Below are 13235 nucleotides of genomic sequence, written 5' to 3'. Positions count from 1 at the left end.
ATCTGCTTTTTATAATTAATTTTTATTAAGAATAAAATATTACATTAACATTACATTTATTTGTACTTTATGGCTGCTAAAGACATCCTTTCTTGCCTTTGATGACTCCTTTACTTTAAATATTTATATGTATAGATGCTTCGACAAGGGTATAAGTTCATGTTTAGGGTATTTTTTTGGTTTTTTTTCGCTGTTGGTAGAAGTCACATTAATACAACACCACTAATATAACACTTACTGTAAGTTTACATTATTGATACTAAACAAGACTTATATGACATATTAATTTAATTTTAAATACATATAAATTACAGAAAAATTACTTTTCTCCTTCACTTTACCTACGCCAGGCTCAGCAAGTTACTTTACTTTTTTATAGATCACTGAAATTTTATTAACTTTACCTTCTTTCACAGCAATTTCATTTTGAGAGATAGTTGGGGTAAATTCTTTATTATTTACGGAGTAAACGCTTGCTTGAATTTTATACTTACCAGATATTACATTTAAAATAGTTGTTTCAGCATGACTTATTGGGTACTGATATACTCTCTTCATCTTCATACCTTTAAGGCTTAACAATGGTCGTGCGCCCAAGGGCAAGCCAGTTACTTCAATCAGTATCGGCACCAACGTTTTATTTAATTCTGATTTTGTTGCATACTGTAGTGAAAATTTATCTGCAGAATGATGATTTGCAGTAAACTCATAGGGGCGTTTATGTGTTATATTCGGCAAGTATTTAGTGCCATTATAAGTAAAACTAGTCGCCCACAAGCGGTAACGATGCCCCATAATAAGGTTATTCAAAACAAGCTCTTCTCCCCAGTTAATGACCTTCGTTAACGGAAGTCCACCTCTAGTTAAGTTTTGTAAGTATATTTTTTTCTCAACATTGGCTGATTCTTGCTTGTGCGGCATTGTTATCGTAAAGCGCGTTACCGTGTCTATATAACGTTCATATTCTAAAGATAAAGATGCAGACGGTGACGTATGTGTGAGAGCTACATGCTGGTCTCTTCCACCAGGGTAGTGCTCTAATGGGTTAGTATGAATAGCATAGTCACCATAAGGTAATTGATCGATAATATACGTTTGCCCCCAGTCAAGACTCACTTGTTGGTGATAACCATTTTCACCAAAAACCTCAATACTAGGCGCTTGACTGTTTAATAAGGCTTCTGTTGGTAGTGGGGTTTTTATGAGCAGCTGTCCAACTTTCATTGGAGGAGATGGCTCCAATAAAAGCTTAAGCGATGTACGCACATCCTCAAGTTCAATGCCTAATGGTGCTTCAAAAGTCAACTGAATGCTTGCACCCGGTTTTAAACTCGTTTTCTCATCATCAATGTGCGAAGACTCAACACTGTAAGCAAGGGTAAGCAAGTTTTGATACCCCTTAGGATGGCGTTCCGAGACAAATATTTTATTCTCTGGCCATCTAATTGCGCCAAAATCACCATCAATACTTTCTAAGCGAAAGGGCGTTATGAATTGAATTACACTATTTCGTAGATCAATAGCTGTTGATGATGTATTTGTAATAAGAAATGTATACAACAGTTGGTTAACAGACCCAAAAGCACTATCGCTAATAGCAACTAACTGGGTACTAATTTCAGCAACTTCAGGCTGAGCGACTACTGTATTACTCTCAGTAGAAGCAGTGGCTATGCCTTCATGTAATATTAAGCATAAACTTATACAGCACAGTACTCTTTTTAAACTTAGATACATTTACAATTATTCTTTTCACTTAATGATCAGTGCTATACCCACAGTGAAGGCTTTTTTGGCGCTAGTCTGATCAGTTAAGACTAACTGATAGCAACCACAACTGTGTTTTAAAAGCGTTTGTCAGGCGGTTATGTTAATGAGTGGCTAGGATGACAGTTAAAGGCTCCTCAGCAATTACTCTACTACATGAAACCCACGTCACTATATATAAACAGCATTATACATAAACTGCATTCACACCATTTTCAATGGTCAAGAACGCTGATCTTGATGCCTTTTGGAATACAACAATTCCTACTAACCTGTCTGGAACACATTAAAACAGCTTCACTGGCCCATTAAGGTAAGCGCTATGGATAGCGCATATAAATATAATTGATTGGTGAAGGATATTTAATATGTTCAACACAGACAAAACCGTAGTACAGATTTTACTAAACCAACTCGTATATGAAGTGTCTATATAACAACGTATGATTTACCTCACAATTCTCTCTCAAGAGTAAGCAGATATCATGTATTCGATAGTCTTGCAAGTGAACTATAAAGCCATAACATGGCTCTTAACGTTTATGTGATAAGCAACACAATAATTATATATTTTGTCAGTTATCAACACCAATGTTTAAATGTCGTCTTTTTTTAAAATGAATTTTAGCTTTATTAGATTCTGAACGATTATATCGATAAGGCTTTTTAGTAATACGACCTGTTCGTCTTCGCCTAATTTTTGTGAAATATTCTTTTAAATCTTTTTCAACCCGGTCTCGATCCTCGTAAATTTCTAACCGCTTGATCGATACTTCTTTGGGAGCAAACGTTTTAATTTTAACTCGCTGCCTGCTTTCGCAAACAGACTCGAACACTATCAATATATCATTGCCAATACAGATAGCTTGATCACTACTTAACGTTAAACTCAGCATAAAAAGTCCCTTTATGAAGTGTATTTCGTTGGTAATGGGTATATAAGTATTGTGATTTATACCCCCAAACAAAGTTTTTTTAGGGAACCCTCAAGTGATGAACCTCCCAGAACTTAATATTAATAAGTGACTGAGGTATAAAACACCAACAACAAACCCCAAAAATGATTTGTAAAGGGTATAGGTAAACCCACAAACAATCCTAAAAATCATCAATGAAGGATATCAAACAACCTAGGTCTTATTTTATTGAACCATATTTTACTTGCTGTGCTTAACCGCATAGTTATACAAAGAACATCAAGAATGCATCAAAGTTTACACTTTATATATAAAAGTACACGCTATACTGCCCATTCGTAGCTACCAAGCCACACTAAATCAGATAAAACAATCACATATATTTTTATTGTTGTAAAATTCACTTTGATGGAAAGTTAACTTACGATTTTCAAAGGCCTTACCCCCATTTCAAGGAAATACAACAAATTACCTTTTTAACGTGATTGAGGTATAGCGGAAAGTTGGTTTGCAATGCTTAAATTAGCGTAGCCTCTACTCATCGCAAACTATTTTTATATTCATTTGACCTGCTAAGGTTAGAAGGGAAAAAACTGGGAGGTTAAGCACACTCCATTGTGCTTATTAACGCCTACTTATTAATATAAACAAAGCAAGAGAAATCAATGTTAACGCTTATCTGTAAAAGCGTAAGTCATTCGACGACGCTGCGAGAAAAGCAAAGCCCCTAAACCCAGCAGCATTGCTCCATAAGTACCAGGTTCAGGTACAAATTGAATGGTTGGTGATAACTCTGTTTCACGCGTCCATGTTGTAGATCCCTCAAAAATAGGCTCAGGCGCCACAACAGAGGCTTCATCAATATTAGTATCTAGACGCCACATAATGCTTATTGGAGGCACGATATCGAGAGCCCAAATATCATAAAAAGCATTCTCACCGGCAATGGGATCAGAGAAATTAAAGAACTCTTTAACAAATGTTGAGCATGCTGGCTCACACCAACTGTAGTCAACGATTCCTGTCAATAGTACATTTGTGGGTTCAATCATACTTGATGTAAGGTCTAATTCTAATACTTTAGTATCAGTACCCATAAAGTCATCAAAAAAGATACTTGCCGTGCCTGAAGTAAAGACTGCCGCTAACTCATCAGGAATACCACCTGGGCCTACGACAGAATAACCACTGATTGTATAATCTATATCTAATCCCCAGTCATTGTTAAAGCCTTCTAATGCAGGCCCAACTAAAGCAGTTGCAGAGCTCGTCTCTAAAGAACCAATATTTGAGGTGCCAGTATCAACTACTTTGTCACCAGTATCCAATATTGTATCATCACCACCAAAAATATTATCATCAATGGTATAAGTCGAAGTGGCAATAACACTAAATAATAACTTTTCGAAGTCATCAGTTCTGGAATCTGCATCTACTGCATTAAAACTCGTTCCAACATCAAGAAAAATATTATCTGCATACGTCATACCGCCACTCAGTGCAGTTAATGCGCAGGCATAAATCAGTGGTTTCAGCTTTGTCATTTTTTTACCCTTTATAGAAGCTCATGCTACCACTGCCTAATAACAATTACTGTGCCAGAAAGGGTAATATCAACTAAGCCTTTGTCTTTACAAAAAAAATATATTATTTCATGATTGCTACATAACAGTTTAATTTAAATGTGTAAAAACACACGACAAATACTGCAACAAAAACCACAATATAAAGAAGTCATTTTTATGAATTAAATATTTCTATAAAGATAGAACTACACAAAAAACCAGCAAAACCACTTTATTTTGTTAGTAGTTTTACCGGCATATAAAATTACAAAAAAAATCACAACTCAGATATTAACTTAAAAGCATTTCGCGTAATATTTTCTGCTCCATGCTCATTGATAATAATGGTATCTTCAATACGAATCCCCCCAAAACTACACAATGCATCAATCAACGCCCAGTTAATATGCTTAGTACTCGTACTTTGATGCAACCTCTTTAATAGCATTGGAATAAAATAGATACCTGGTTCAATGGTAGTAGCAACATTAATATCTAATGGTCGTAATAAACGTAAAAAAGGATGTTTGGAGTGTGCCACTAACATTTCACCACTGATATCCCTCTGCTTCCCACCAATATCATGGGTTTGTACACCAATTAAGTGGCCAAGTCCGTGTGGAAAAAATACCTGGGTAATATCATCCCGCATTATTTGTTCTACAGGCAGATGAACTATTTCAAACTGATGTAACAATACAGCTACCGCTTCATGCATTTTTTCATGTAAGTCAACAAAAGAAATTCCAGGTTTAATTTCTGAAATTATTTTTTGCAGAGCAAGATCAAGCGCTTGGATAAGCTCACCAAAAACATGTGACTCATCCGCACAATAAGTCCGTGTAATATCTGCAATATAACCATTATATACCGCGCCCGCATCCAACAAAAAGCTGTTTATTTCTGCAGATGCACATGTTTGGTAATGATCATAATGCAAAATAGCACCGTGATCATTAAACGCAACAATACTATCATACGGCAACTGACTTTCTCTTAACTGGCAGGCCAATAAATAAGCACAGTGTGTTTCAAACTCTGTTTTTCCTGAGCACCAAGCTTGATAAGCCGCACGATGTCCTTTAACCGCTCGAATATTCGCCATTTTTAAGCAATGCTGCTCATACTCTGTCTTATATGCCCGCATATATTCCAAATTTGCAAGCAATGTTTTCGGGTTAATATGCTGAACAGGCCAATCAAATAAATCATCGGTAATTTCACCAATAAACGCTATTTTGTTCCAATCAATGGCTAATTGTTGCCGGACTTCAGATATAGTGTGTACAATTTTAATATCCCATTCATTGATCCAAAAACCTTCAGGTTCAGGTGGAGCTGCATGCCAAAAGTCCTGCGGCTGCAGAAAAAAAAGTATTGGTTTAATACCTGGAGTTATCCACAACATGCAGCCTGGTTGCTCTGGTAATGGCAGCCAATGTTTAAAGTGAGGATTAGCTTTAAAGGGATAATTGTTATCATCACGAAATGCTACAGGTGATGTCCCTGAGTAAATAAGCACGCCATCAAATTTATTTTCATTTAAACTTTTTTGCAGTCTCTCCATTAGCACAGCGACATGCGTCTGGTATAAAGTTTGCCAGTCATACGATCCTTGAGCTTCCATTAATCATCCCCCTAACCGAGTAATCACGTTGCAAATTCCTTGGCAAAGCAAGGCAAGCTGCTCTTTTGAAATAATATAAGGTGGCATAACATAAACTAATTTACCAAAGGGGCGCACCCATATCCCCTGCTCTACAAACATAGGCTGAACCCTATGCATATCAACAGGCTGTTGTAACTCCACAACACCTATTGCCCCTAAGACTCTAACATCCGCCACCTGAGATAAAGTGGAACAGGGGGCTAAACCCTTTATAAGTTCTTGTTCTATCGATGCAATAGTGCTTGACCAGTTTTGTGCCAAGAGTAGATCAACACTGGCATTAGCAACACTGCAAGCAAGAGGGTTCGCCATAAACGTAGGACCATGCATCAACACTCCATCCTTGGAAATTGCCTGACTGACCTCATCCGAGCACAACGTTGCTGCAAACGACATGTATCCACCTGTCAGCGCTTTCCCCAAGCACAAAATATCTGGCGCTACGCCAGCATGCTCACAGGCAAAAAGTTTACCCGTTCGACCGAATCCCGTGGCGATTTCATCCGCTATAAGCAAAACCTGATACTGGTTACAAAGCTTTCTAATTTCAGCCAAATATTCTGGTGCATAGAAGCGCATCCCTCCTGCACCCTGGACAATAGGCTCAATAATAAAGGCTGCTATCTCTGCATGATGTTGCGCGAATAATTGTTTTACTGTAGCCAATTCTTCAGGTTGCCATGCCCCTTTAAAGGGACTTTGAGGTGCTGGAGCAAAGAGCTGCTTTGGGAGCACCCCCTGAAATAACGTATGCATTCCCTGTTCAGGATCGCAAACCGACATAGCAGAAAAAGTATCACCATGATAACCCCGCTTTACTGTCAGCAAGCGCCTCTTCTGGGTATTTCCTGTTGCCTGCTGATACTGCAACGCCATTTTAATAGCCACTTCAACGGCCACTGAGCCTGAGTCAGAAAAAAAGACCTGTTGCAGAGGTTCTGGAGATATTGCAATTAATTTTCGGGCCAGCTCAATAGCAGGCTTATGGGTTAACCCACCAAACATCACGTGCGCCATCAGCCCTAACTGCTGCTGAATAGCCTCATTAAGTTTAGGGTGGTTATAGCCATGAATGACCGACCACCAAGATGCCATACCATCTATCAACTGTCGTCCATCATTCAGCGTCAGTTGAACCCCTTCAGCGGAAACAACTGGAAACATCTGATAACGGTTTTGCATTGAGGTATAGGGGTGCCAAATATGGTCGGCATCAAAACACAGGTCATCCTCAGACAGTTGTGGCTTAATCAAATGTTTACTCCTTTATCTACCTACCATAAGTATTTAATGTTGAGGCGTTAAACCAAAAGACACACCAGTAAAAAAGATGCTAACGACTGATTACTGATATCTCAACCACTTCATCAATAACCAGGGCGATCGCATATAAATTTTCCTTTAAAACCAAAACCACTTTTTAAAGCTCCATGTCCAAAGTCTGCAAAACCCCCACCGAACACACCGTAAATCCTTCCCTGGATGCCTGATTCAATAGCTAATAGGCGTAGCTTATTATCTACCGTGTATTGAACTATTTTTAATAAAGGCACAGTCAACACAAAGTGAGGGTGTTTTCGTTACCTCAGAATAAGGTAAAATCACTTGTTTAATCAGTAGACTTTAGTTTTATGGCCTCTTTATTTGTTGAACAGTTGACCGTTATAGACTTCTCCTATTTATGCCCTGAGCGTGGTCTCGTTGGCGAAAGCTGGTTAGTCGACGTGGTACTTGATGGCTCACTTAATGAACAAGGTATGGTGTTTGACTTTGGTAATGTCAAAAAAGATATCAAACAAGCGATTGACAGCACTATTGACCATACACTGGTTGTTCCTTCAAAGTCCAAAGCGATACAGCTCGTTGATCATGGAGATATTCGTGAAGTAATGCTTGAGACTTCCCAAAACGGTATCCTTCACTGTCAAGCACCTAATGCTGCCATTGTGCCAATTCCTGTTGATGTAATCACACCATCAACATTAAAGGCCGTTGTTGAAGAGCATCTAAAAAGTGTGGTACCCGATAATGTGGACTCAGTATCTGTAAACCTATATCCCCAATCCATTCAAGAAGCCTATTATCATTACAGTCACGGCTTAAAAAAACACCATGGCGACTGCCAACGTATTGCTCATGGACATCGATCGCCACTCAAAGTTAAGCTAGATGGTCAAACCAGTCCACAGCTAGCATCTCAGTGGTCTAAAAAATGGCAGGATATTTATCTTGTTACTGAAGCAGATATTTTGGATGAATTTGAAAATAAAGGCTTTAGATATATCAAATGTGGCTACCAAGCCCCACAGGGCTATTTTGAATTGACAATTAATAAAAAATGCTGTTATTTTTTCCAAACGGACACCACTGTTGAACTGATAGCCCAACACTTAGCACAAGAAATAAAAAAAGATTACCCTAGTCATCAGGTTACTGTTCATGCCTATGAGGGGTACAAAAAAGGGGCCATTGCTACTGCATAACCTATGATTGATTGTTCATTCTTTATCGCATAACGCAACGCAATAAAAACAAAAATAAAGGTTTAAAGATGCCCTCAAAAATACGGATCACCGAGGGTATCTTAGTGCTTTCACTAAAACCAAGTCCGGATACAGAGCAGCCATTATAGCAAGCTATTCACACAGCGAATAAATTAGTATTTTTGACTTTCTTATATCCAGTATTTAGCTAATCTGATTAGTAAGTTATTTATGAGGTATTCAGTAGTTGTAATACCCTTTTGCTAAAAAAACGCTATGAGAAGGACAAACTTTAATTGCAAAAACAAAATAAAATATACTTATAACGCAGGAAATACTTATTCAATTTTTACTTTGTTGAATAAGTAGTTGAGTTTAATGAATTGCTTATTATTACAAATCTGAATATTTAAGCGTTTTGACGAATGATAAAACATTTCGCATACTGGAAATGGTACAGACCCCAAGAACGTCACGTTGTAAAAGAGGGACTGTGATTGGCTTTAACAATACCTAAAAGAGATCGGTTATCTGTTAAATTACTGCGCGTAGTGTTATTTTCTGCATTCCTCGTGGGTGTAGTCTTGAGTGTCGCGCAAATCGTTTTTGATGCATATAGCTCCGACGAGACCATTGATAACCAAGCCTACGCAATGCTAGCTATGGTGCGTGATCCAGCTATTCAGGCCGTGTATAGCTTGGATAAAGAAATGGCATCACAGGTTGTTGAGGGTTTATTCGAAAACCAATCTATCCGCTATGCTGCCATCGGTCACCCAGATGAACCAATGCTGGCTGAAAAGCGCCGCCCCCTTATCAGCACACCTTACCGATGGTTTACCGATAAAATCTTTAATACTGAGCGCACATACAAAGTTAATTTATTTGGACGACTGCCCTACAGTGAATATTATGGTGATCTAATGATTACCATTGATACTGCGCTTAGTGGCTCAGAGTTTGTCAATCGCAGTATTATCATTTTTGTCTCAGGCATTTTACGTGCCATAGCCATGGCAACTGTACTCTATTTAATCTACACCATTCTATTGACGAAACCGCTTACCCGAATCATTGATAACTTATCCCATATTAATCCAGACCATCCGGGTCAAAAAAAGATTCCAATGCTAAAAGGCAACGAAAAAAATGAGATGGGAATTTGGATACGAACCGCTAATCAGCTTCTGGAGTCAATAGATCGCAATAACACCAAACGCCAAAAAGCAGAAGCACACGTGCTTCGTTTAGCCCAATACGACTTTCTCACTGGGCTGCCTAATCGTGTTATGTTGCAAAAACAGTTACAGCGAATACTACAAGAAGCAGGTGGTAAAAACTGTCTGGTGGCCATTTTATGTTGTGGTATTGATGATTTTAAAGGCGTCAATGAACAGTTCACTTATAAAGTGGGTGACCATATTTTAATGGCACTGGCAGACCGTTTACGTAACCAGCGAAGTAGCGTTCGTGCCGTTGGCCGCTTGGGTGGCGATCAGTTTGCTATCATCCAGGATAATATTGAACAGCCTTATGAGGCTGCTGAACTAGCACAAAATGTGTTAAATGATGTAGAAGAGCCTTTTGTCATAAACAATGAACCCATTGCTATTCGAGCCACAATAGGGATCACATTATTCCCTGAGGACGGTAGCAATCCAGAAAAACTACTGCAAAAAGCAGAGCAAACAATGACACTGGCAAAATCGCGCAGCCAAAACCGCTTCCAGTTTTATATTGCCAGTGTGGATACTGAAATGCGTATCCGCAAACAGCTTGAGAAAGATCTGCTTAAAGCACTGGAAAATAAAGAGTTACACTTAGTCTACCAACCTCAAATTGACTACACTACAAACCGTGTCATTGGTGCAGAAGCATTATTACGCTGGATTCACCCTGATAAAGGTTTTATTTCTCCTGATTTATTCATTCCATTAGCCGAAAAGAATTTATCCATTATTCCCATTGGCGAGTGGGTGCTACAACAAGCCGCACAACAACTGCAGTTTTGGCATAATATGGGCTTTGAAGAATTTCGCATGGCCGTCAACTTGTCAGCGGTACAATTACGCCAGGAGAATATTGAAGAACTTATTACTGAAACATTACAAAAATACTCTATCCCACCTTACTGTATGGAATTAGAAGTCACTGAAACCAGTATAATGGATGATGTATCACTTGCTGCAGCACGCCTTGAGAGTATCAAACGGTCTGGGGTAATGATCGCTATTGATGACTTTGGTACAGGCTACTCATCACTAAGCTACTTGAAAAAATTACCTTTCGATAAAATTAAAATCGACAAAGGATTTATGCAAGATGTCACGCGCGATGAAGATAATTCAGCCATTGTGAGAGCAATCATCCAGCTAGGAAAAAGCTTGGGACTTAAAGTAATTGCAGAAGGTGTAGAGACCGAGGAGCACGAAGGCTATATTATCAGCCAAGGCTGTGAGGAAGGCCAAGGATATTACTATAGCAAGCCAGTTTCACCCGAACAATTTCAACAGTACGTAAAAAAAAACAACAAAGCAGCCTGAAAAATGAAAACAATAATGGGCTAGAACCATCTACCGCCAGTTAATAATACACAGTGACACGCCGTGCAGTACTTCATTGCCCGCACAAAAAATCACTGTTTTTAGAGTCCCCCCAATGTCTTTCACGAAGTAAATACAGAATTTTATCTGTTAAAGACATATTCAAGCTTTACAGATGAACACTTCATGTTGTATACATCCTTAATGGCAAGAATCGCTACTGTAAGAATTTAACAGTTTACGACAAGCATCTTATACTTAAGTAAGTCTTTGGCACGGAAAAGCATAGTCTTCTTTTGTAGTACAACAGTGTTTTATTGTGATACCAAAAGCAGACTACCAGATATTTTACAGCTTGCTAGAAAATACCATGACAAACAAAAAAGCCGTTCTACTTTCAGGAATTTTATCCTCAATTACAGCTGTATTCACCATACCGCTACATGCTTTACAGTTGGGGGATGCAAGCCTCTTTTCCGTTATGAATGAACCTTTAAAGTCCCATATTGAAGTGCTTCTACCTAACGACCGTGCAACACCAGCTCATACTATCCATGCACGTCTAGCAAGTCAGTCGGCTTTCTACCAGGCAGGTGTTGAGCCAGTAACTATCTTACAACACTTGCGGTTTAAGACAGTTACTCACCCTAATGGCAAGGCATATATTGAAGTTTCCAGTACTCAACCGATACGCGAGCCTTTTCTCAACTTTGTGATTGAAACAGAATGGCCAACAGGACGTCTACTACGCCAGTATACTTTGCTGCTTGACCCGCCAGCACCAACGTCTACACCACCGACCCTTGACCTTGATGCTACACAGTATCAGATAGCAGGCAGTTCATCAGAGTCCCAGACTAACAGTGCAGCCTCTCAACATCATCAGCCGTCATCTACACAAACAGAAACCTACACGATTAAAGCAAACGACACCTTGTGGGAAATCGCAAGAGATGTTCGTCCAAATAAGTCAATCAGTATTCAACAAATGATGATTGCCTTGCAGGCTCTCAACCCTCATGCATTTATCAATGACAACATTAATTTACTAAAACGTGGCAAAGTATTGCGTGTGCCCAGCACAGCGCAAATCGCCGTCATTACCCCACAAGAGTCATCGGAATTATTAGCGGCTCAGACAAATGATCCGAACACATTGACGGCCCCTCCTTTAGATGCAACACATCAAGCCTCGCCAATCACTGCCAACAGTCCAAATAGCGCTGACCGGCTTACTATCGTTACCCGTGTAGATCCAACCGCCAGAGGTAACTCAGCATCACAGACTCATACATCAGAGGTAGTTTACAACTCAACGCTGACGGTTACTCAAGAACAATTAGACAAAGCCAAGCGCGAAAATGATGAACTAAAATCGCGGTTAAATGATTTACAGGCACAAATTAATACATTAAAACGCTTATTAGTCCTAAAAGATGAGCAAATGGCTAGATTACAAGCTCGATTGGAAGAATTAGAGGCACCTGAAACAGTACCTCAACAATCATTAACCCAAGTTCCTTAATCTTTATCTTTGCCCTGTAGAAAACCACGTAAAGGGCGCTAGCTAATAAAAATTGTGAAACTGGCTATAAGCTTACGGTTTGGGTAGCAGTATTTTCAGACAAATCAGAACGCATCGCAAAGCTACCCATCACCAGCTTTATACCTGGCTCAAGTCTTGTCTCTTCCCGTTGATTACGTTGCATAACAAAATATATGGAGTGCGAAGGTGTTTGCATTCCACAATAATCACGAAGAAAAGCCTCCCGGGTATAGCCTTTCACCTGGTAAAACTCACGAACACACTGCACATTACCAAGTTCACTCTCTTTAATATCGTCTATCACTTCGAAGCGTTTTGACTCTATTGATGCGCCAGGTATTTCAAGCTGCTTGAACGTATCAGAATAACCCTGTGCATAAGCCATGATGTTTATGGTGTCTTTATAAAGTGCACGTGGAATCTCCTGGTTACGTGACTCAATGTTTATATCAACACCTAATGAAAAAACACCTTCCAATGAAATCCACTGATGCTGTCCATCACTACTCTGATAATCCACATCCCATGAAGCAGGGTAACGAAACGAGATTCCATCCTGGCTAAACTGTGCTGTTTCTGTCGTATCCAACGTCATTTCACAGCCAGATATCATCAAACTACTTATGAGAAATGCTATTACTGTCTTCATATGAATAATCAATCAGTTATACAAACTACTTCACACATTACCTGATTAATCTTTACTATAGAATGAATTTTGAGACAAAACTCACCAAATGGGTGT

General features: G+C 39.0%; 9 protein-coding genes. 3 read left to right on the top strand and 6 right to left on the bottom strand.

Going from position 1 to position 13235, the window contains the following annotated elements; genetic code table 11:
• Window positions 1-360: 360 nt before the first annotated feature.
• The 5 genes from KHS79_RS00885 to bioA all read right to left on the bottom strand — a co-directional run bounded on the left by KHS79_RS00885 (window position 361) and on the right by bioA (window position 7169).
• Window positions 361-1737, bottom strand: a complete 1377-nt coding sequence (locus KHS79_RS00885; RefSeq protein ID WP_212715868.1) for a hypothetical protein — start codon at window positions 1735-1737, stop codon at window positions 361-363.
• Between the two features lie 605 nt (window positions 1738-2342).
• Complete coding sequence (locus KHS79_RS00880) at window positions 2343-2663, bottom strand: carbon storage regulator (RefSeq protein WP_212715866.1); 321 nt, start codon at window positions 2661-2663, stop codon at window positions 2343-2345.
• A 689-nt stretch (window positions 2664-3352) separates the two neighbouring features.
• Window positions 3353-4228: a PEP-CTERM sorting domain-containing protein gene (locus KHS79_RS00875; protein ID WP_212715864.1), complete on the bottom strand. Its 876-nt coding sequence runs from the start codon at window positions 4226-4228 to the stop codon at window positions 3353-3355.
• Window positions 4229-4526: 298 nt separating this feature from the next.
• Window positions 4527-5876 (bottom strand): Xaa-Pro dipeptidase, encoded by a 1350-nt coding sequence (pepQ, locus tag KHS79_RS00870; protein WP_212715862.1) that lies wholly within the window; start codon window positions 5874-5876, stop codon window positions 4527-4529.
• A 3-nt stretch (window positions 5877-5879) separates the two neighbouring features.
• Complete coding sequence (bioA, locus tag KHS79_RS00865; protein WP_407704215.1) at window positions 5880-7169, bottom strand: adenosylmethionine--8-amino-7-oxononanoate transaminase; 1290 nt, start codon at window positions 7167-7169, stop codon at window positions 5880-5882.
• Between the two features lie 380 nt (window positions 7170-7549).
• Between bioA and KHS79_RS00860 the strand changes: the two genes are divergently transcribed.
• The 3 genes from KHS79_RS00860 to KHS79_RS00850 all read left to right on the top strand — a co-directional run bounded on the left by KHS79_RS00860 (window position 7550) and on the right by KHS79_RS00850 (window position 12469).
• Window positions 7550-8401, top strand: coding sequence for a 6-carboxytetrahydropterin synthase (locus KHS79_RS00860; RefSeq protein WP_212715860.1), 852 nt, complete (start codon window positions 7550-7552; stop codon window positions 8399-8401).
• Between the two features lie 497 nt (window positions 8402-8898).
• Window positions 8899-10944, top strand: a complete 2046-nt coding sequence (locus KHS79_RS00855; protein WP_233468149.1) for a putative bifunctional diguanylate cyclase/phosphodiesterase — start codon at window positions 8899-8901, stop codon at window positions 10942-10944.
• Between the two features lie 370 nt (window positions 10945-11314).
• Entirely contained in the window at window positions 11315-12469 is a 1155-nt protein-coding gene (locus KHS79_RS00850) for a type IV pilus assembly protein FimV (RefSeq protein WP_212715858.1), read from the top strand.
• A gap of 64 nt (window positions 12470-12533) precedes the next feature.
• Here the strand turns inward: KHS79_RS00850 and KHS79_RS00845 are convergent, their stop codons facing one another.
• Window positions 12534-13139: a hypothetical protein gene (locus KHS79_RS00845; RefSeq protein WP_212715847.1), complete on the bottom strand. Its 606-nt coding sequence runs from the start codon at window positions 13137-13139 to the stop codon at window positions 12534-12536.
• Window positions 13140-13235 lie beyond the last annotated feature (96 nt).

The organism is Zooshikella ganghwensis, from assembly GCF_018263875.1.
Classification (GTDB): Bacteria; Pseudomonadota; Gammaproteobacteria; order Pseudomonadales; family Zooshikellaceae; genus Zooshikella; species Zooshikella ganghwensis.
The sequence above is the reverse complement of the archived record's forward strand: the minus strand, read 5'-3'. Positions and strand labels throughout refer to the sequence as shown.

Coding starts and splice junctions, on each gene's coding strand:
- KHS79_RS00885 (WP_212715868.1), bottom strand. CDS start 1,737: ATGTATCTAAGTTTAAAAAGAGTACTGTGCTGTATAAGTTTATGCTTA.
- KHS79_RS00880 (WP_212715866.1), bottom strand. CDS start 2,663: ATGCTGAGTTTAACGTTAAGTAGTGATCAAGCTATCTGTATTGGCAAT.
- KHS79_RS00875 (WP_212715864.1), bottom strand. CDS start 4,228: ATGACAAAGCTGAAACCACTGATTTATGCCTGCGCATTAACTGCACTG.
- pepQ (WP_212715862.1), bottom strand. CDS start 5,876: ATGGAAGCTCAAGGATCGTATGACTGGCAAACTTTATACCAGACGCAT.
- KHS79_RS00860 (WP_212715860.1), top strand. CDS start 7,550: ATGGCCTCTTTATTTGTTGAACAGTTGACCGTTATAGACTTCTCCTAT.
- KHS79_RS00850 (WP_212715858.1), top strand. CDS start 11,315: ATGACAAACAAAAAAGCCGTTCTACTTTCAGGAATTTTATCCTCAATT.
- KHS79_RS00845 (WP_212715847.1), bottom strand. CDS start 13,139: ATGAAGACAGTAATAGCATTTCTCATAAGTAGTTTGATGATATCTGGC.